General features: G+C 62.0%; 11 protein-coding genes, 1 tRNA gene and 2 pseudogenes. 11 read left to right on the forward strand and 3 right to left on the reverse strand.

Features of this window, described 5'->3' with window-relative positions; genetic code table 11:
- Window positions 1-27 precede the first annotated feature (27 nt).
- A complete protein-coding gene (locus DFP86_RS05315; protein ID WP_133678967.1) occupies window positions 28-1,008 on the reverse strand; it encodes a KpsF/GutQ family sugar-phosphate isomerase in 981 nt (326 codons plus the stop codon).
- Window positions 1,009-1,124: 116 nt separating this feature from the next.
- Here DFP86_RS05315 and DFP86_RS05320 point away from each other — a divergent pair, with 116 nt between their 5' ends.
- Complete coding sequence (locus tag DFP86_RS05320) at window positions 1,125-3,092, forward strand: monovalent cation:proton antiporter-2 (CPA2) family protein (protein ID WP_133678968.1); 1,968 nt, start codon at window positions 1,125-1,127, stop codon at window positions 3,090-3,092.
- A gap of 41 nt (window positions 3,093-3,133) precedes the next feature.
- Here the strand turns inward: DFP86_RS05320 and DFP86_RS05325 are convergent, their stop codons facing one another.
- A complete protein-coding gene (locus DFP86_RS05325) occupies window positions 3,134-5,284 on the reverse strand; it encodes an AsmA family protein (protein ID WP_133678969.1) in 2,151 nt (716 codons plus the stop codon).
- Between the two features lie 51 nt (window positions 5,285-5,335).
- Window positions 5,336-5,409, reverse strand: a tRNA-Gly gene (locus DFP86_RS05330).
- 208 nt (window positions 5,410-5,617) lie between these two features.
- Here DFP86_RS05330 and DFP86_RS05335 point away from each other — a divergent pair.
- The 10 genes and pseudogenes from DFP86_RS05335 to DFP86_RS05380 all read left to right on the forward strand — a co-directional run bounded on the left by DFP86_RS05335 (window position 5,618) and on the right by DFP86_RS05380 (window position 21,388).
- Entirely contained in the window at window positions 5,618-7,990 is a 2,373-nt protein-coding gene (locus DFP86_RS05335; RefSeq protein WP_133678970.1) for a HAMP domain-containing protein, read from the forward strand.
- Between the two features lie 26 nt (window positions 7,991-8,016).
- Entirely contained in the window at window positions 8,017-8,382 is a 366-nt protein-coding gene (locus DFP86_RS05340; protein WP_133678971.1) for a response regulator, read from the forward strand.
- A gap of 468 nt (window positions 8,383-8,850) precedes the next feature.
- Window positions 8,851-9,022, forward strand: a pseudogene (locus DFP86_RS19815) (methyl-accepting chemotaxis protein); the annotation flags it as partial.
- A 175-nt stretch (window positions 9,023-9,197) separates the two neighbouring features.
- Complete coding sequence (locus tag DFP86_RS05350; RefSeq protein ID WP_133678972.1) at window positions 9,198-9,761, forward strand: hypothetical protein; 564 nt, start codon at window positions 9,198-9,200, stop codon at window positions 9,759-9,761.
- A 165-nt stretch (window positions 9,762-9,926) separates the two neighbouring features.
- The gene (locus tag DFP86_RS05355) at window positions 9,927-11,231 is read left to right on the forward strand and encodes a UDP-N-acetylglucosamine 1-carboxyvinyltransferase (RefSeq protein ID WP_133678973.1); all 1,305 of its coding nucleotides are present in this window, start codon (window positions 9,927-9,929) and stop codon (window positions 11,229-11,231) included.
- Between the two features lie 9 nt (window positions 11,232-11,240).
- Entirely contained in the window at window positions 11,241-12,341 is a 1,101-nt protein-coding gene (ddlA, locus tag DFP86_RS05360) for a D-alanine--D-alanine ligase (protein ID WP_133678974.1), read from the forward strand.
- A 175-nt stretch (window positions 12,342-12,516) separates the two neighbouring features.
- Window positions 12,517-14,157 (forward strand): ShlB/FhaC/HecB family hemolysin secretion/activation protein, encoded by a 1,641-nt coding sequence (locus DFP86_RS05365; RefSeq protein WP_133678975.1) that lies wholly within the window; start codon window positions 12,517-12,519, stop codon window positions 14,155-14,157.
- Window positions 14,158-14,182: 25 nt separating this feature from the next.
- Complete coding sequence (locus DFP86_RS05370; protein ID WP_133678976.1) at window positions 14,183-18,574, forward strand: hemagglutinin repeat-containing protein; 4,392 nt, start codon at window positions 14,183-14,185, stop codon at window positions 18,572-18,574.
- Between the two features lie 562 nt (window positions 18,575-19,136).
- On the forward strand, window positions 19,137-20,288 hold the full coding sequence (locus DFP86_RS05375) for a porin (RefSeq protein ID WP_166642161.1): 1,152 nt from the start codon (window positions 19,137-19,139) through the stop codon (window positions 20,286-20,288).
- A 158-nt stretch (window positions 20,289-20,446) separates the two neighbouring features.
- A pseudogene (locus DFP86_RS05380) lies at window positions 20,447-21,388 on the forward strand (Rpn family recombination-promoting nuclease/putative transposase).
- Window positions 21,389-21,527: the final 139 nt, after the last annotated feature.

Here is a 21,527-nt window from a genome sequence, read left to right on the forward strand (position 1 = left end):
ATTCCTTGAGTCGGGCGCGAACGCGGATCAAACCACGCCGGCCTTGAACAGGTCGTGCATATTGAGGGCGCCGACCAGTTGCTGCCGGTCGTCGACGACCAACAAGCATAGGATTTTGGCGGCTTCCATCTGTTCGACGGCTTCGGTGGCCAAGCAGTTTTCGGCAACGGTGCGCGGCGCGCGCGTCATGACGTCTTCGATGGCAATGCCGGACAAATCGAGTGTCCGATCCAGCGTGCGGCGCAGATCGCCATCGGTGTAGACGCCGACCAGCGCGCCTTGTGCATCGATCACCGCGGTCATGCCCAGGCCCTTGGTGGACATTTCCAGCAACGCTTCCTTGAGCGAGGCGCCAATGCGCACGCAAGGCAATGCTTCGCCGCTGTGCATCACGTCGGCCACCCGCACCAGCAATCGGCGCCCCAGGCTGCCGGCCGGGTGCGACATGGCGAAATCTTCTTCGCGGAACTGGCGCTCGTTCATCAGCGCGACCGCTAGCGCATCGCCCAGCGCCAACTGCGCCGTGGTGCTGGTGGTCGGGGCGAGCCCGAGCGGGCAGGCTTCCTTGTCGACATGCGCGTCGAGATGGACGTCGGCAAGCTTGGCCATGGTCGAGCCGTCGCGGCCGGTCATGCAGATGGTGCGAATGCCTTTGCGCTTGAGCGCGGGCCACATCGCCAAGACTTCGTCGCTCTCGCCCGAGTTGGATAGCGCCAACAGCACGTCTTCGCGCATGATCATGCCCAGGTCGCCGTGCACGGCTTCGGCCGGGTGCAGGAAAAACGCCGGTGTGCCGGTGCTGGCCAGTGTGGCGGCGATCTTGCGCGCCACATGACCCGACTTGCCCATGCCGGTGACGACCAGACGGCCCTTGCAGGTCAGAATCAGATCCACTGCATGGGAGAAATCGCCATTCAAACGCGCGGCCAGCGCCTCCAGCGCCGCAGCCTCGATACGCAAGACTTCACGGGCGCTTTCCAGGCGGTTCGTGTAAATTTGGGTTTCCATAAGCGTGAATTATATCAAGGTTATACCCGCAAGAGTCGCAGGCTTTATGCAACTTTTACGGAAACAGCTGTTTATGTCATTCGATTTCAATAAAAGTTTGGGAGATCGTTTTTTCAATGCACTCGCTCGCCGTCGTCGTTCAGGTTTTGTTGCTCGTGGTGCTGGTCATCACCTTGTGCCGCCGGGTGCGCGTGCCGTCCTTGCTGGCCTATCTGGTCATCGGTTTCCTGGCCGGCCCAGCCGTCGCCGGGTTGGTGCCCCAGGGCGAGATGACCGAGCTATTGGGCGAGATCGGCATCGTTTTCCTGATGTTCACCATCGGGCTGGAGTTTTCGCTGGCCAAGCTCAAGGCCATGCAACAACTGGTATTCGGTGTTGGTTTGTTGCAAGTCACGCTGACCATGCTGCTGACCGGCGCTGTCTGCTATCTGGCGACCGGTAGCGCGGAGGCGGCCTTCGCCCTGGGCGGGGTGCTGGCCATGTCGTCCACCGCCATCGTCAGCCGCCTCTTGACCGAACAGCGCGAACTTGGCCAGCCGCACGGGCAGTTGGCCATCGGCGTACTGCTGTTCCAGGACATCGCCGTCGTGCCGTTGCTGATCCTGCTGCCGGCGATGGCCGGCAACCCCGAACACCTGTGGCAGGATCTCGGGCTGGCCGCGGTCAAGGTGGTCGCGGTGCTGACCTTGCTGCTGGTGGTCGGACAGCGGCTGGTGCGGCCATGGTTTCATCTGGTGGCGCGTCAGCGCTCCAGCGAGCTTTTCATGCTCAATGTGCTGCTGGTGACGCTTGGCGTGGCCTGGTTGACCGAGCTGTCCGGCCTGTCGCTGGCGCTGGGCGCCTTTGTCGCCGGCATGCTGATTTCCGAAACCGAATATCGCTACCAAGTGGAGGAGGACATCCGGCCGTTCCGCGATCTGTTGCTCGGCTTCTTCTTCATGACCGTGGGCATGCGCCTGTCGCTGCCGGTGCTGATCGAGCATTTTGCGCTGGTTCTGTTGCTGGTGTGCCTGCTGCTGCCGGTCAAATTGGCGGTCGTGTACGGAGTGGCGCGGCTGTTCGGGCATCGCAGCATGGACGCCATGCGCGCCGGCCTGGCTCTGGCCCAGGGGGGGGAGTTCGGGTTCGTGTTGCTGACGCTGGCTTTTCGGTTGGATTTGATCGCACAACCCGTCATCCAGGCGGCGGTGGCGGCGGTGCTGCTCTCCATGCTGATCGCCCCCTTCGTTCTGCTGCACGGCGAGGCCATCGCCCGCCGCCTGGTGCGCCAGGACTGGACTATGCAGGCTTTCGATCTACATCACTTGCTGGTGGAGAGCATGTCCAAAAACGAGCACGTGCTGATCTGCGGCTACGGCCGTAGCGGCCAGGCATTGGCCCGCCTGCTCGACGCCGAGGACATCCCCTTCTTCGCGCTCGATATGGATCCGGTGCGGATACAAGAAGCGGCCGATGCCGGCGATCCGGTGGTGTTCGGCAATGCCAGCAAGACCGAGGTTCTGCTGGCCGCCGGCATCCAGCGCGCCAAGGTCATGGTGATCTCCTTCGACGACACCGAGGCCGCCTGCCGCATTCTGAATAGCGTGCAGCGGTTGCGCACCGATCTGCCGGTCATCGTTCGCACGGTCGACGATGGCGATATCGACCGCCTGCGCGCTGCCGGCGCCGACGAAGTCGTGCCGGAATTGCTGGAAGGCAGCCTGATGCTGGCCTCGCAGGCCTTGATGGAGGCCGGTGTGCCGCTCGCGCGGGTCTTGCGCCGTATCCGCCGTGTGCGCGAAGAGCGCTACGGACTGTTCCGCGGCTTTTTTCATGGTGTGGACGATATCGATTCGCTGGAAGACGAGGCGCGTATTCCACGCTTGCAAAGCGTGGTGCTATGCGAAGGGGCGGCGGCCATCGGCCACCCGCTGCACGCGTTACGGCTCGACGAATTGGGTGTGGCCATCAAGTCGATGCGCAGCAATCACCGGCGCTATTTCGACCTCGACCAGAGCCAACTGCTCAACCAAGGCGATGTCCTGGTGCTCTTGGGCAGCCCGGAGCAACTGGCGCGCGCCGAGGCGCGAATCCTGAACGGGTAGGGCGGGATGCCTGCCGGGTGGGTGCGCTTCGCGATTGCACCCTACGGCAGGATGGTGGTGATCTGTTTCTTCAACTCCTGCTTCAGCGCCTGTTGTTTCTCGGTTTCGGTCTTCTTACCCTTGACCAAGGCATTGAAGTTGAGCGCATACACCGGTGCGTTCAGCGGGCCGGTGATTTTCAGTGGGATCGAGACGCCGCGCAGGCTGGAGAATTCGCGCGGATTCGCTGCGACATTCATGTTGTAATCGATGATGCTGTGCTTCAGATCGATCTTGCCGCCGCCGTTGACGTTGACCAATTGCGAAGCCAGTTTCAAATCCTGGTTGCGCCCCACGCCCTGTTCCATGCGGAAGCCCGCCTGCAGCGTCGAGAAAGTGGTTTTCTGGTTGGCGCGTGACGGTGTGTTCATTTCCTTCAGTTCGGCCGGCAGGTTCTTCAGCGCCGACACCAGGTCGATACCGGTGAGCGCGCCCTGATTCAGACTCATTTGCACGTTGCCGCTCAGGCTGTTGCGCAGGTCGACGAACGAATCGCCTTGCGCTGCCAGCATGACCTGGCCATTACCCTTGCCGTCCAATTGGCCGAAGTTGAACAGGTCCACCAGCAGCGGGCGGATGTTCATGCCGCGCAGCGTCTGGCGAACTTCGTAGCGATTGGTCTGCCCGCGCTTGAGGCTGGCGTCGCCCTGCAGTTGGCCGCTATAGATGTTGGCCGAAATATGGTTCAGCTCCATTTCCTGCGGCAGGATGCGTACCGAGGCCGATACGTCCTTCATGCGGAACCGCCCCATCGACAGTTCGCCCGCGCTGACTTTGCCGTTGAGATCGAAAAAGTCCATCCAGTCGAGCGGAATCGGATTTTTGTTCTGGAAGATCGCCACCGCCTCGCCTTTGGTTTCCGGCAAGTAGCGGTTCAGGTCGAGCGCGCCGATCGATAGCGCCGCCTCGTGGCGTGGGTGCATCAGCCCATACTGCGTCACGTCCAGTGCGATATCCGAGCCGTCGATCTTGCCCTTGCCGTGCAGGTCGAAGCGCTCGTCGCCAAGTGTGCCGGTCAGCGCGCCCTGCATATTGGCGATCAGTTGCCCGCGCGGCAGTAGCGGCGTAATCGCCTGGGCGGTCAGCGTCAGTGGCGAGAGCTGTAGATCGTTCAATCCGGCCAGCGTGAACGGTGCATCGAGTTGAAGTTTGACGCGGGTCGTGCCCACCTGCCAGTTGAAGTCCCCGCTCAAGCGGCTGGCGTTCATCGCTTTGCGGCCGATATTCAGATTGGCCAGATTGGCTTCCAACTGATACTGGCTGCGTTCGTATTGCATGTTGGCCGAAAGATGGCTTTGCGGAATCTGTACCCGCTCAAGGCTGGCGTCCAGGTGCGGCACCCGCAAGGTGGCACTGCTTTGCGGTTGCTCGGTGGTGAATTCGAACGCCAGATCCTCGCCGGCGGCGCTCAAGTTGTTCAAATCCAGGTGCAATTCGCCGGTGGTGCGCAGTTGCGTCTTGCCGAGCGTCGGCGTGTCGCTTTCCACCTGGGCATCGATCTGACCGAAGTCCAGGCGGTTGTTGTCGATGGTCAGCGGGGTGTTCATCGCCATGCGCAGCGGGCGCGTGTCGTCGTCCAGCACGGCGCTGGCCTTGAGCATTGCGCTGCTCTTCAGGCCATCCGCGTCGATGGTGATCGACGACAGCCGTTGCTTGGCGCCGCTGATGTCGTCGTGGTAGGAGAACACGCCGTCGTGGACGACCAAGGTGTTGAGATTGATGTTGAAGCCGGGTTGCTCGCGGCGCATGAACAGATCGCTGATCGACAAGACGCCGTCTTTTTGGCGCACGACGTCGATCTCGGGGGCATACAGCGTCAGCGAGCGCACTTCGCGCTTGCCGAACAGCAGCGGCCACCAGGCCAGGCGCGCCTCCATCCGGGCGATCTTCGCAAACTTGGCGGTGCTGCCGGGTTGGCTGACGGTGATATCGTTGATGTCGATACCCGGAATCGGGAACACCCGCGGGCTGATGGTGCCTTCGATCAGCACCTGGCGGCCGGTATCTCGTAGCGACTCGCCGATCGCGTGGCGCACGGCCGTTTCGTCGAATTGCCAAAAAATCAGACTTTGCGTCACGACGCCAAGGCACAGCAACGCCAGCGACGTATAAACGGTGATGCGCAACCAGAGTCGGCCGGAATTCCAGTTCATGGCAGAAGACGGGAAAAGGTTGGACTAACGGGGCGGATCGGCATGGTCGGTTGGAGCGGGTGAAGGGAATCGAACCCTCGTCGTAAGCTTGGGAAGCTTCTGCTCTACCATTGAGCTACACCCGCGTGCTTTCGCATAAGGCCGACAAATTTAGCTGTTTTTGCCGCTTTTGGCAAGGCAATGTGCGTTTGCAAAAGGTCGGCGCCCGGATCGGTCATGAAGCTGCAGCCGCACCGTCATATTTCTGCCATCCATATTTGAAACAATTGCGCTCAAATCGGCGATGGCATTGCCACACGATTTCTTTAAACCCCGAACACCGCGAGGCCGAACGTGACTATCCGCAGTCGAATCGCATTGTTGGTGCTGGCGAGTTTCCTGGCCATTCTGACCATTGGCGGCTACGCGATCTGGCAGGCCGACGCCAACGCGCGAGCGGTCCGCTCGGTCACCGAAGGGGCGGTGCCCAGCGCCTTGGCCTCGTCCGACCTGGTCTCGACCCTGAAGGACGTGCAGCTCGCCACCATGAATATTCTGCAGGCCAGCGACGAGCGTTTGCTGGCGCAGGCCCATGAACAACTGGGCGCCAGCGAACAGGCATTGAAAGCACAACTCGCCTTGCAGGCCAGCCTGGCCGCCAACGACGTGCAGCGCGGCTTGGTGGTGCAGGCGCAAGACGTGCTCGACAACTATTTCGATGCCATCGGCGCGACCGCCCACTTCAAGCAGGTCGGCCAGAACGATATGGCGGCCGCCACCTTCGCCGCCGGCGTACAGCAATATCAAGACAACCTGCAACAGATCGTCGCCACCTTGCGCGTGGAGAAGACGCGCAGCAAGGACGACGCCATCCAGGCGCTGCAGCGCAGCCTGGCGCGCACTCTGACCACTCTGTCGCTGGTGACCGTCGCCACCTTGCTGTTGTTGGTGGCTTTGGGCTGGCTGCTCTATCGCCAGATCGTGCGGCCGATCAGCCGCATGCAGCAGACCATGAGCGAGATCGCCGACAACCAGGATTTCTCGCGCCGAGTCGCCGTCGAGCGCGAGGACGAAATCGGCAAGTCGGTCATGGCCTTCAACAGCATGGTGGCGCGCATCGAGGAACGCACCGCTTTGCTGCGCCAGAAGACCAGCGACATCCAGAGTATGTTGCAGAACATTCCGCAGGGGATCCTGACCCTGGTCGAGGGCGGCACGATCCACCCGGAATACTCGGCGCACCTGGAGAGCATTCTGGAAACACGCGACATCGCCGGGCGCCACATCATGGCGCTGCTGTTCGCCGACACCGGCCTGGGGGCCGATGCGCTGTCCCAAGTCGAGGCGGCGATTGCCTCTTGTCTCGGCGAGGACAGCATGAATTTCGATTTCAACCGGCATCTGTTGGTGGGCGAATTGACCAAGCAGCTGCCTGGCGGCCGGATCAAGACCCTGGATTTGAGCTGGTCGGCCATCGCCGGCGATGACGGCACCGTGGCGCGCTTGATGCTGTGCGTACGCGATGTGACCGAACTGCGTGCGCTTGCGGCGGAAGCCAACGAACAAAAGCGCGAATTGGCCATCATCGGCGAAATCCTGGCGGTGGCGCAGGAGAAATTCCACGATTTCATCGTCGGGGCGCTGAAGTTCATCGCCGACAGCGAGCAATTGCTGCGCGATCACCCCAACGGCAACGGCGAGGTGATCGCACAGTTGTTCCGCAACTTGCACACCATCAAGGGCAATGCCCGCACTTACGGCCTGGGGCATCTAACCGACACCGTGCATCAGGCGGAGCAGACTTACGAATACTTGCGCCGGCCGCAACCGGCCATCGCTTGGGATCAGTCGCAGCTGCTATTGGAGTTGGAGTCGGTGCGCGGCGCCGTCGAGCATTACGCCCGCATCAACGAAGTGAGCCTGGGACGCAAGGGGCCTGGCCGGCCTGGCGGCGCCGACCGTTACTTGTTGGTGGATCGCCAGCAGATCCGCGATACGCTCGCCCGTCTGGAAAAGGTCAACACCGGCAACCTGCATGAACTGATCGCCGCGCATCAGGCCATGTGCGCCTTGTTCAACCGCATCGGCACCGAGCCGCTACGCGAGATGCTGGCCGGTGTGCTCGACTCGCTGCCTTCGCTGGCGCGCGAACTGGGCAAGGCGGTGCCGAACGTGGTGCTGCAAGACAACGGCATCGTCATCCGCAGCCAGGCCTCCGGCATATTGAAGAACGTTTTCATGCATTTGCTGCGTAATGCGATCGACCATGGACTGGAGGCAGAGGACGAACGCGTCGCGCTGGGCAAACCGGTCGCCGGCACCCTGCGCCTCGGTCTGCAATTGGCGGACGGCAAGCTGACCCTGGTGCTTGGCGACGACGGTCGCGGCCTGGCGCTGGGGCGCATCCGCGAGCGGGCGCAGGCACAAGGCTTGATCGCCGCCGACGCTGTGCTGAGCGACGAAGCCGTGGCCCAGTTGATTTTCCGTCCGGGCTTCTCCACCGCCGCGCGCGTGAGCGAAGTGTCCGGGCGCGGGGTAGGGATGGACGCCGTTCAGTCGTTCGTCAAACGCGAAAACGGCCAGATTGTCCTGCGCTTCCTGGATAACGAGGCCGGCGCGGACTTCCGTCGCTTCGAGACCGTGCTGACATTGCCGGACAGCTACGCCGTGCGCATCGAGGATGCCGCTCCGGCCCGGAAGGCTGTCGGCGAGCCCGAATTTTTTTGATCGATTTGTTTTAGAGAGGTTGTGTCATGGCCCAAGTACTCATGGTGGACGACTCCAGTACCGTCCGAAACGAGGTGTGCGATTTCCTCAAGGCCAATGGCCTGTCGGTGATTCCGGCGGTCGACGGCAAGGACGGCTTGGATAAGCTGCGCGCCAACCCCGGCATCCGCCTGGTGGTCAGCGATGTCAACATGCCGAATATGGACGGCCTGACCATGGCCGAGAAGATTCGCGGCGAACTGAACAACAGCACGGTCAGCGTCATCATGCTGACCACCGAGAACAGCCCGGCGATGAAAGAGCGCGGCCGCGCAGCCGGCATCAAGGGCTGGATCGTCAAGCCATTCAACGGTCCGGCGGTGCTGGCGACCTTCAAGAAGCTGATCGGCTGAGGCCGGGGCGATGAATCGATTGTCGGAAAATATTTTATGAATGTCGTTTTTGCCGGCCTTGTGCTGGTGTTGTTTGTGTCGTTGGTGGTTTTTCTGTGTGTATGGCATGGCGTGCGTTTGCGCCGCCTGCGTCGACAAGTGGCGGAACGCGATCGTCTGATCGCCGAATTGCGAGATCGCGCGCCGGTCGACGCCATCGAGGCGCGCTATCTGGCGCGTATCGCCGAGCAGGAGGCGGCATTCGCCGCAGAGCGTACACAGTGGCAGGCAAGCCGGGAGGCCGACGCGCAGGGGGAGCTGGCGCGCATCGATGCCGCCCGTGTCGAGGCCCAGGCCGCAAGCGAACAGCAACTTAGCCGCCATTTCGAGCGGCTATGCGACGATTTGCGCGGCGAACAGGCCATCTTGACGCAGGAATTGACGCGTCTGCTTGGCCTAGTGCAGACGGTCGAACGCTGGCACGACGAAATGCAGACCATCCTGACCAACAATCGTCGGTTGAAAGAGCAGAACGAAAGCTTTGCCACCATCGTGAAAAGCGTGGTGATGCTGGCGCTCAACGCCGCCATCGAGGCGGCACGCGCCGGCGAGCACGGTCGCGGCTTTGCCGTGGTGGCCGACGGCGTGCGCGCATTGGCGCAGGGCGCCGGCGAGCTGTCGGGCGAATACAAGAAAAACCTGGAGCGCAACGACCTGATCACCACGACCACGTTCCAGGACCTGCAAGCCAGCGGCAACATGATCCGCACGGCGATCTTCAGCCTGCGTTCCGCCAGCGACCGGGTGTTCGCCCGACTCGACGCACCGGAGGCCGCATGATCGCTTCCACGTCGGCCGAGGCGCTCGACCAACTCTATTTGCAGGCTTTGCACGATAACTGCCCGGACGAGCAGGGTGCCGCCAGCCGGGTAACCGTCTTGGGCGACAAGCTGCCCGTGATCGACCGGCAGGAACTGATCTTGCTCAATATTTCCAGTTACCACTTCCGCTTGGTCAATTGGCTGTACTTCGACGACAGCGCGGCACTACGTTCGTCGCTGGCGCGGTTGTTGCGCAGCCCGGTACCGTTGTCCGGCAGCGCCTTGGCCGACGCCCACGGCGAGATGGCCAATATGATTTGCGGCTCGGTCAATCGCGGTCTGTGCAACGCCTTCCACCATGTCGGTATGTCGACGCCGTTGGCGCTGGAGCGGCAGTGCTTGGCGCATTTCGATATGCTCAAGCCCGCGCTTAAGCGCAGCTATCAAGTGTCTTTTTCCGACGATGCTCGCTTTTGGCTCACCAGCAGCCTGCACCTGACACCCGGTGCAAGCTTCGAATTCCACTACCAACGTCCGACAGTGCCCGCCGATAGCGTCGGCGAACTCGAACTTTTCTGATTCCGCCTTACCCGGTGCGTCGACAATATGTCGCCGCACCGACCAGTAATGACGCCACAGCCGGTGCCAAATCATTTAATATTACGGGTTGCTAACCTATGGCCCACTTTTGTGCGCGCGGTTAGCTGCATCCAACGAACATATATCTCATCCAGGACAACCGGCATGTCTGATCTTGTGGTCCACGGCGGCCTACCCCTTAAAGGCCGTATTTCCCCTTCCGCCAACAAAAACGCGGTGTTGCCGATTCTGTGTGCGACGTTGCTGACCCGCGAGCCGGTGACTCTGCGCGGCGTGCCGGACATCACCGACGTGCGCAAGATTTTGTCGGTATTCCGCGACCTGGGCAGCCAGATCGATGGCGAGTTGGAACAGGGCGTGCTGACCATCCATCACCGCGACACCCATTTCGATATCGCCCACAACCGACTGCCGGAAGAAATGCGTTCTTCTATCATGCTGGTGCCGCCGCTGTTGGCGCGTTTCGGCTGCGCTCGCATCGAGAACGACGTACAGGGCTGCACCCTGGGTGTGCGCGAGATCGACCCGCATGTCGAAATCTTCCAGGGATTCGGCGCCGAAGTACTGCGCGGGACGGAAATGCTGTTGGTCAAGGCACCGCAACCGTTGCATGCGCAGGATTGCTGGCTGGACTACGCCTCGGTGACCACCACCGAGAACTTCGTCATGGGGGCGGCGCTGGCCGACGGCACCTCGACGTTGACCAATGCCGCTTGCGAACCGCACGTACAGGAGTTCTGCCGCTTCATGAGCCAAATGGGCGCTGAGATCGACGGCATCGGCACGTCGCGCCTGACCATCAAGGGCGTCGACCGGCTCGGCGGCATCGACTTCAGTTTTGTCGAAGATTTCCACGAAGTGGTCACCTTCCTGGCCTTGGGCGCCATTACCGGCGGCGACATCGTCGTCAAGAACGGCGCACCGGAATTCTTCCCGTTGATTGACCGCACCTTCGCCAAGTTCGGTGTGCGCGTGGTGCACGAGAACGGTTGGTCGCGCGCCTTCGTCGACGACGGTTTGCGCGTCAAGGAGCCGTTCACCCGCAATATGCTGCAAAAAGTCGAAGCGGCGCCCTGGCCTTATCTGGCTGTCGATCTGCTGCCGATCTTCATCGCGCTCGGCGTGCGTGCGGAAGGCAATATGATGTTCTGGAACAAGGTCTACGACGGCGCACTCGGCTGGACCTCCGAACTGAGCAAGTTCGGGGCGCATGCCTTCATCTCCGACCCGCACCGGGTAGTGACCTTCGGCGGCAAGCACTTGGTGCCGGCCGAAGTGGAAAGCCCCTACATCATTCGCGTCGCCATCGCGCTACTGATGCTGGCATCCAGCATCGACGGCAAATCGAAGATTTTCAACGCCACGCCGATTCGCCGTGCCCATCCGCGCTTCGTGGAAAACCTGGTTTCGCTCGGTGCGCGCATCGAGTGGGTCGAGAACGGTCACTAAGGGCGGGGCATGAGCAAGCTGAGAGTCGGTTTGATCTTCGGCGGTCAATCCGCCGAGCATGAAGTGTCGTTGCAATCGGCGAAGAACATCGCCCAGGCGATCGACCCCGAGCGTTTCGAGGTGCTGCTGATCGGCATCGACAAACAGGGCCGTTGGCACATCAGCGAAGCGCGCGATTATCTGGCGCATGCCGACGATCCGGCGCGCATCGCGCTCAACCCCTCGGGGCAGGGCTTGGCGCTGGTGCCGGGCGAACAGCAGCGACAATTGCTGGCGGCCGGTACGGCGAATCCGCTGGCACAGGTCGACGTGGTGTTCCCGATCGCCCACGGCACTTTGGGCGAGGACGGTTCGCTGCAGGGCCTGCTGCGCATGGCCAACCTGCCGTTCGTCGGTTGCGGCGTGCTCGGCTCGGCCGTCTGCATGGACAAGGACGTGGCCAAACGCTTGTTGCGCGATGCCGGTCTGGCGGTGGCGCCCTTCGTCACCCTGACGCGCGCCGACCTCGGCCGGATCGATTACGCCGCCATCGAGGCCAAGCTGGGACTGCCGATGTTCGTCAAGCCCGCCAATCAGGGCTCGTCGGTCGGCGTCAGCAAGGTGCATAGCGCCGCCGAATTTCAGCAGGCCCTCGATGCCGCCTTCCGTTTCGATCACAAGGTGCTGATCGAGCAGGCCATCGTTGGGCGCGAGATCGAATGCGCGGTGCTCGGCAACGACCAGCCGCGCGCCAGCGTTTGCGGCGAGATCGTGCTGAGCGACGAGTTCTACGCTTACGACACCAAGTACATCAGCGCCTCCGGCGCCCAGGTGGTCGCGCCGGCCGACTTGCCGGCCGACATCCATGAGCGCATCCGCGATGTCGCCATCCGGGCCTTCCAGGCGCTCGACTGCCGCGGTATGGCGCGTGTGGACGTGTTCCTGACGTCGGCGGGCGAGGTGGTCATCAATGAACTCAACACGCTGCCTGGCTTCACCAACATCAGTATGTATCCCAAATTGTGGCAAGCCAGCGGGCTCAGCTACCGGGAACTCATCAGCACCTTGATCGAGCTGGCGCTCGAACGGCATCGCCAGGATCAAGCGCTGGCAAGCTCTGTCGTCGGTTAATCGCCGATCCCTCGCCGATCCAAGGCGCAACGTCTACGACGTTGCGCCTTTCTTTTTTATCTGTTTGTCGTAGTTTTACATCAAACATTCATACAAATACATAATTTGCTGGCCAACGTCACACTTGCGATATATCTTTAAAATTAAACCGCTTTAATTAATCGTTTGGTGATAAATGCGCTTTTGGGTTAAAGCCATAGGGCTGGCATTGTGGCTTTTGCCCGCCTGGGCGGCGTCGCTGCCCGGGGATCTCGATGCACGACGGCTGATGCAGGATAGCGAACGCCGTCTGCAGCAACAGCTCGACGCGCGCCGGCAAATGCCCGGCGGCGCCGGCGAGGCGCCGCTGGCGCCCGCGGCGCAAGCCGATACGCGCTGTTTACCGATTCGCAGCCTGCGCATCTCCGGCGTCGTGCTGCTCGATAGCGCGGATCGCGCCGCGCTGCCGCCGTTGCCGACCGACTGTTTGTCGGCACAGTCCATCGACGAGCTGGTGCGCGCATTGACTGCCCGCTACGTCGCTCACGGCTACATTGCCGTGCGTGTGCACGTCCAGCCGGTCGATGCACAGGGAACGGTCGAACTGCGGGTAGAGGAAGGGCGGGTCGAGGCGATTCGCCACCCGGATGGCAGCGCGGTGCCGGGCAATTTGTTCCCCGGTGTGACCGGCCGGCCGCTCAACCTGCGCGACATCGAACAGGGGCTGGATCAGGCCAACCGCTTGGCCAGCAGCCAGGCGACCGTGGCGATCGCCCCCGGCGAATCCACCGGCGGGTCGGTGCTGGTGCTGAGCGATAGCGAGCAGCCGGTACCGCATGCGCTACTGTCGTTCGACAACACCGGCAGCGATAGCACCGGGCGGCTACTGGCCACCGGCAACCTGGCGCTGGACAATCCCAGCGGACATTTCGATTTCTTGAGCCTGAACGCGCAGGCTTCGCTTGACGACACCGCCACGCATCACAGCAGCAATGGCGCCTTCCTGTACCAATTGCCCCTTGGCTACCGCACCCTGACGTTCAACCATGCCCAGTCGGACTATCTGAATACGCTCGTCATCGCCGGGCAGGTCATTCCGCTCAGTGGCGAAACCCTGCAAAGCAGCGCGCGGCTCGATCAGGTGATTAGCCGCGATCAGCAGCAGATCGGCAGTCTGTACGGCAGCCTGACGCACAAGCAGGTGCGCAACCGCTTCATGGGCGAAGTGCAACAGCTATCCAGCCCGACGCTGACGCTGGCGACCCTGGGGTACAACCGTCTGCAACTGCTGCCGCAAGGCAATGTCACGCTGGATCTGTCGCTGACGCGCGGGCTGCGCTGGTTCGGCGCCGACTCGGCCGCTGAGCGGCAAAACGACGCCTTACCCGACCCGCAGTTCAGCCGGCTCAACCTCTCGCTGGGGTCGGTGCAGCAGTTTGGCCCTTGGCAATGGCAGAGCGCCCTGCAGGGCCAGGCTTCGCGCGAACCGCTACCGGCTATCGAACAACTGGAACTGGCCGACAACGGCGCCGTACGGGGCTATCGCCACAACTCGCTGGCGGGAGAAACCGGCTGGGTTTGGCGCAATACCTGGTCCTGGCGCACGCGCGTACAAGACATCGCCTGGTTGCCTCACCTCGGCGTGGATGTTGGGCGCGAATTCCCGCGCGATGGCGTGACGCCATGGCAGACGGTGATGGGCATGTCCGTGGGCCTAGCTGTCGCCTGGCATGCGCTGTCGCTGGATATCGAATACAGCCGGCCGCTCAAGGCGCCGGCGGGTTTCGCGCCGGAACCGAAACAGGTACTGGCGCGATTGATTTGGCAGTGTTGGTAACGAGGAAGGGCAAATAAGGAAAATTATGAACCATAGACATATTGAACGAGCGTTCTCTCTCTCCGGGGCCGGCAAGGTCTCGGTGGCGATCGCCTTGGCATTTCTGTTGGGAGAAGCCAGCATGGCGGCCGGCATCGTGTCCGCCGGCGGCGCCAATGGCCCGGCGGTGAGCACCCAGCCCAACGGCGCCCAGGTGGTGAATATCGTGGCCCCCAGCGCGGCGGGTCTATCGCATAACCAGTTCACCGATTACAACGTCGATCGCTTCGGCGCCGTGCTCAACAACAGCACCGCGGCCGGTCAATCGACCCTGGCGGGCCAACTGGGCGCCAATGCCGCGCTCGGCGGTCGCGCCGCCAGCGTGATCCTGGGCGAGGTGGTCAGCCGCAATCCGTCGCTGCTGCTCGGCCAGCAAGAGATTTTCGGCACCAGCGCGGCTTTTGTGCTGGCCAACCCGAACGGTATCACCTGCAACGGTTGCGGCTTCATCAATACCACGCGCGCCTCGCTGGTGGTCGGTACGCCGACTATCGCCAATGGCCAACTGACCGGCGTGCGTACGGCCGGTACGGCCAGCCTGACCATTGGCGCCAGCGGCATCGGCGGCGCCGATGTGCTGGATTTGATCGCGCCGCGCATCGACGCCCGCGCCCTGGTCAAGGGCGGCAGCGCGATTCGCGCCATCGCGGGTAGCAACGATGTCGGCTATGACGACCTCAAGGTCACCGCCCGACAAGAAGGCGCGCCGTCCAGCTTCGATAGCGTCTTCCTCGGCGGCATGCAGGCCGGCCGCATTACGGTGCTGAACACGGCGCAAGGCGCCGGCGTCAATATGGGCGGCAAGATCGCCGCCGACGACAGCGTTAGCCTGACCAGTGCTGGCCGCCTCGACCTGGCGGCGGTACAACTCAAGGCGGGTGGCAATGCCAGTCTGTCCGGCGCTTCGGTCAATGTGCACGGCGCGCTGGTTCACGATGAAAGCCATGACGCCAGCCAGAGCAAGAGCTGGTTTATCTGGCAAACCGGCGAAACCGATCACAAAACCGATCGCGTCAGCGACACCCTGCAGACGGGGCGCATCGATGCGGCGCAACTGACCATCCACGCCGATGGCGAGGCCAGGTTGTCGGCCACCGAAGTGAAGGCCAATCAGGCCAGTATCGACGCGACGTCGATTACTTTGGCGACCGAGCGGGGCACGGTGGCGCTGAGCGACAGCCTGTCGCAATGGAAAAACTCATGGAGCCACCAGCAGACCACGCAAAGCCGCGACGAAACCGTCGCGGGCGCGCAGTTCGACGTGAAACAGGATCTGACGCTCAATGCCAATGGCCCGCTGAGTGCCGAGGCCGCGACGCTTAATGCCGGCGGCAAGATCGCTTTGACCTCGCGCGCCGATCTGCGCTTGACCGGTACGCAGGAAGCGCACGACAGCTTGGTCAGCAGTAGTCGCAAGAACGAGGGCGCGGCGCTGGAGACCGGCAGTTGGCATAACGAAACCCACGCCGGGGTACTCAAGACCACCACCATTCATGCCGGCAGCGACCTGACCGTCAGCGCCGATGGCGACTTGAACGCACAAGGGGCGAGCATGACGAGCGGCGGCAACGCCGATGTCGGCGCCCTACGCGCGATGACGCTCGGTCTGCTGCGCAACGACACGTCGAGCCAGAGCCAGGACAGCAAGACCTGGTGGGGCGGCATCGGCGGCGGCGCGCGCAACGACCAGAGCGCCAGCGCCAGTACGGTGGTGGGCAGCAGCCTGAATGCCGCAGGCGGCATCCACTTGGCGGCCGGCGACGACTTGCAGATCACCGCCAGCCAGATCCATGGCGGCGCCGGCGCCCATGCCGGCTCGCTGCGCGGCAGCGTCTATATCGATGGCGCGCAGAGCACCAACACCGCCAGCCAAGACACGCGCAAGGGCGGCGTCTTCAATATCACCACCGCCGCCAACCGGCAGACCAGCAGCACCGGTCAGCAGGTGGGGGCCAGCGTGCGCTCCGACGTCGACCTGACCATCGACAGCGCCAACGATCTGCGCATCGCCGGTAGCCAAGTCGCCGCCAAGGGCAATGCCAACCTGAGCGCCGGCAATAACCTCGCAGTCAGCACCCAGACCATCAATAGCGCCAGCAACCAGACGCAAACAACGCTCGGCTGGACCGGCCAGGCCGCCAGCACCGGCGATATGCAATACCGCGCCGGCTTCGGCCTGCAGCAGGTCACCACCACCGACAGCCGCCAGAGCGACACACAGGCTGCTAGCCAACTCTCCGGCGGTAGCCTGCAAGTCAAGGCCGGCAGCGATCTGACGCTGACCGGCTCGACGCTCGGCGCCGGCAACGGCGGCCTGCAGTTGTCGGGGGATCGCGTGAGTCTCAACGCGGCCGACAACAACGTCAGCACCACCCATGGCCAGACGACCAGCGGCGGCGGACTGTACGTCAATGCCGGTGTGGACACCGTCGGAGGTGGGATCACTTTCGGCAGCGACAGCAAGCAGCAAGCCACGCAAACGCAGAGCGCCCAAGTCAACCAACTGCAAAGCGGCGGCGACTTGCGCATTGGCGCCGGTACGCTGAATAACCAGGGTAGCCAGATCGGCGCGGCCGGCAATCTGACCGTCAGCGCCGGCGCGATCGCGCAAACTGCCGCCCTGTCGACCAGCAACAGTCAGAGCAGCGAAACGCAGTGGCACGCGGATATCGGTGCCGGCCTGCAAGTGGGCGATATCGCCCATCCGGTCGTCGACAAACTGACAGGCTTGCTCAAGGGCCAGCCCCTGGGCGACGACAAGGTCGGTCAAGCGCTATCCGGCGCCGCCACGGCCGTTAAAAACGGTGACTTCAAGGGGGCCGTGGACAGCCTGAAGGGGCTGGGCACGCCAGGCATCAGCGGACAGATCGTCGCCAGCGGCCAGCACGATCAGGCGCAATCCAGCACCAGTAGCGCCACGGTCGCCAGTATGAGCGGCGCCAGCATCGCCGTGAAAAGCGATGGCCTGCTGACCGACCAGGGCGGCCAATACACCGCCAGCCAAGGACAGGTCAGCCTGACGGCAGGTCAGTTGCAACTGGGCGCGGCGCAAAACAGCAGCACGGCCAGCCAGCAACACGGCAGCGGCAGCGCATCGGTGAGTGCGGCCACGGTCACCGGCGCCGACCTGAGCCTGGGCGTCAAGGCGGCCGGCAGCCAATCCGCCAGCCAAGACAGCAGCAACCAGACCCTGGGTAGCCAGATCAAGGGCGCCGGCGGCGTCAGCATCAACGTGACCGGCGACGCCAGCTTGACCGCCGCCAGCCTTAACGGCGGCAACGGCGCGGTCAACCTGACCAGCGGCGGCAACCTGACCCTGGCGGCCGGCAGCGACCGCAGCCAGCACCAGGATAGCCAGTCGGGCGGCAACGGCAGCTTGAACCTGTCGATGACCACCGCGGGCGCGGTGCTCGGCGGTGGCGGCAGCCTGGGCGTGAATGGCGGCCAGAATGCCAGCGACAAGCAAAGCGCCGTCGGCGGCAGCGTCAATGGCCAAAACGTGAGCTTGCAGGCCGCGCAGAACCTTAGCCTGGCCGATCAGCAGATCAAGGGCGACCAGGTCGCACTGGGCGCCACCGGCGGTCGTCTCGACATCGGCGGGCAAAGCCAGAGCAGTAGTCAGACCGGCCAGAGCGTGGCCTTGAACCTGAATGCCAGCGGTTTGCAAACCGGCAGCGGGCAGGGCGGTGGCGAAATCAAGGTCGACCGCTCGACCGCGAACACCGCCGACCAGCAGGGTAGCCAGATTGCCGCTGGCAGCCTGAGCCTGCAAAGCCAAGGCGATACGGCCATCAGCGGCAGCACGGTCAATAGCTCTAGTCTGAGCGGCAACATCGGCGGCAAGCTGACGGTCGGCAGCACCCTGAGCAGCAACGACAGCAGCCATCTTGCCGTGGATGTCAGCGTCAACGGCCACTACCCGGCAGCGACAACGCCCGCCGCACCCGCTACGCCCGACACGCAGCCAGCCCCCGCCAAGAGCGGTTGGGATCAAGCGATCCAAACCGTCGAGCAACTGGCGACCGACCCGGCCAACCTGATCGGCGTTCACGTCGACAGTAGCGAGCAACAGCACCAAGCGGCGGATCACCCCGCCGCGCTGGTCGCCAGCCAGTCGGCCAACCTCGCCGTGACAGGCGGCAGCACCGTCATCGGCGCCTCGCTGACCCTACCCGCCGGCAGCACCCTGAGCGGCCCGGTGACGAGCTCGCCGCTCGCCGGCAGTGACAGCCGCCACGCCACCCAGGTGGATCTGTCCGCCAACCCGGCGGACGCGGTCAAGCAGGCCATCGCTAGCCTGCAAGCCGGCAAGGTGCCGTTCGTTTCGACCAGTGGTAGCGACAAGGACCTGACGGTACCGTCGACTGTTTCCCGCTAACGCCAAACGATCCCTCTTGGCGACCCACACCCCGATTCTTTGTCGGGGTGTTTTTTTGTCAGACAGTAAAAAAACATAATGCATTACCAATTGCGATGGTTTTGGCAAAACTTCTGTTTATCACCAATAACAAAATGACATCCGTATGCGCGGCGGCGTGGCAAATGTGTTGTAAAAACAGCGAATTTTGCCGACGAAAATGTCTCGGAAAAGGTCTTCTTAAGGGGGATTGGGCGGGCGTTTATGACTTTTTTACAACACAACTTGTCGCATTGTTGTAATGTTTCAGGAAATTGTCATAAAAATTTCTCTTTTGTTTCCAAATGTTTAGCTATCAAAAAACGCAGGGTGGATATTGTGGCGGAAAAATTACACCGGTTGGATAGCATGGGAGGGGGGGAGAAAAGCCGACTGTCGGCAATGTTAATTGACTCTAATATCAGGCACACACAGAATCATACCCACCTGACATGACGGACAGTGCACAGATTCGCATGCGGGCTCGGACAGCTCCCTGCGCGATCCGCAGGGGCCCTGAATAACAATGTGGAAAAACGAAAAAATGAAAAAACTCTCTCTCGTTATGGCGGTAGCGGCAGCGCTGCCGGTGTTGGCTCATGCTGATGTGACCATTTCTGGCTCGTTGAATGTCGGCATCGACTCGATCAAGTACGCCGGTACCGGCGGTGGCGCCGCCAGCACGGCCCGTACTACGGGTGTCGATGACTTCGGTTCGCAAATCGTCTTCAGCGGCACGGAAGACCTGGGCAACGGTCTGAAGACCGTGTGGAAGATCTCCAACGGCTTCAACGCCGACGGCGTGGCTACCGATGGTTCTGGTTCCGGCACGCTCGGCAATCGCGAAACCTACGTGGGTCTGAAGAGCGACACGCTGGGTCAACTGCGTATGGGCAAGTTGAACGACGTACTGCTGGAAACCGAATCGACCGACAATATGAACGGTCCGCGTCGTGACTCGGGCGCGCAAGGTGGCGGCAACATCAACACCCCGCTGTATGAAGAAGGCTCCACCCCGGGATACGGCAAGGTCTTTAGCCTTAGCGGCGGTGACGGTCGTCAAAAGAACACGATCAAGTACGATATGCCGGAGTGGAACGGCATCTCCGGTCAATTGCAGTACACCGCTGGCGAAACGACTGTCAATAATAAGTCGGTGAAGAGCCAGTACGGCTTCCACGTGAACTACAACAATGCCGCGACCAACCTGTTCGTCGGTGCTGCTTACTTGGCTGAGCCGGATCAGGGCGGCAACCACGACAAGACCAGTGCCACCAGCCGTATCGAAGGCGGTTACAACGGTGACAACCTGACCGTGGCCCTGACCTTCAACCACGATTCGCTGTACGGCGACACCACCGCAGCCGCAGCCAGCCGCTTCACCACGCTGTATGGCATTTCCAACTCCTCGTCGCACATGAGCGGCAATTCCTGGGGCACCTACGTTGCCTATCAAATTGGCAATTGGAAGCCGCAAGCTGAGTACTCGCGTCGTCAAGACATCAGCGTTGACGGCCAAAAGCTGTCCACCAGCGCGTCCGAAGTATCGTTCGAACTGGACTACACCATGAGCAAGCGCACCGGCTTCTACGTTGGTTATGCACAGTTGACCGAAAGCGATGGCCTGAAGAACTTGCAGCAAGACGACAGCAACAAGTCGAACATGGTATACGCCGGCATGGTGCATCACTTCTAAGACTGCGTAGTAGCTCTACTTTCGAAGATTTAAGCCACCGCCTAGGCGGTGGCTTTTTTTCTGTGAATGATGGAGACAACACCGTCGGGTAGCTTAGGGCGTATCGCTTAGCGCCGCGCTGGCGTGCTTTGCCAGCATGAGGCCACTATCATCGCCTCATGCCCACCGCCACTCCGCACGACGCCGTGTTCAAGCAATTCCTATCCGACCCGGACACGGCGCGCGATTTTCTCGACATCCATCTACCGCCGGCATTGCATGACGTATGCGATCTGTCGACGCTACGTTTGGAGCCCAGCAGCTTCATCGAACCCGACCTCAGCGCCTATTACTCGGACATCCTCTATTCGGTCGAGACACGAGGTGCACCGAGCTACGTCTATTGCCTGATCGAACATCAGTCGACGCCCGATAGGCTGATGGCTTTCCGCTTAATGCGCTATTGTCTGGCGGCGATGCAAAGCCATCTACTCAAAGGGCACGGTGCCTTGCCGCTGGTGGTGCCGTTGCTGTTCTATCACGGGCGCCAAAGCCCTTATCCGTACAGTACCCATTGGTTCGATTTGTTCGTGCAACCGGAGTTGGCGTCCAGGCTCTATAACCAACCCTTCCCACTGGTCGACGTCACCGTGATCCCCGACGAGCAAATCCTGCAACATAAGCGCGTGGCGCTGCTGGAGTTGGTGCAAAAACACATCCGCCAGCGTGATATGATGGAACTGATCGACAAGCTCAGTTTCCTATTGAGGCTTGGCACCTGCAGCCAAACGCAGGTTGAGGCACTGGTGAATTACATGTTGCAGACCGGCGATACGGCCGAGCCGAAAGCCCTGTTGCATGAATTGGCGCACATTGCGCCACAGTATGGAGAGACCGTGATGACCATTGCAGATAGACTACGCGACGCTGCCCGGCAAGAAGGTCGGCAAGAGGGGCGGCAAGAGGGGCGGCAAGAAGGCCGACAGGAAGGCATGGAGAAAGGCATTCACGAAGGTGTTCGGTAGGTCGCGCGCACGATGCTGGCCAATGGCATCGACCCTCAAACCGTGATGCAACTCACCGGCTTGACCGAGCAGGAGCTCGATCAGCTTCGGCACTGATTTTCCTATCGCGGGGCGTTTGACGCCCCCATCCCGCGACAGTTGTAGATACTGTTATCCGAGTCAAGCGATAAGAAACGAACTGTCGAATGGCTTACCGGATTTCAGTACACCGTGAGCGATATGCACAAGCTTGCGC

The sequence above is a fragment of the Paludibacterium purpuratum genome (assembly GCF_004363805.1).
Lineage (GTDB): Bacteria > Pseudomonadota > Gammaproteobacteria > Burkholderiales > Chromobacteriaceae > Paludibacterium > Paludibacterium purpuratum.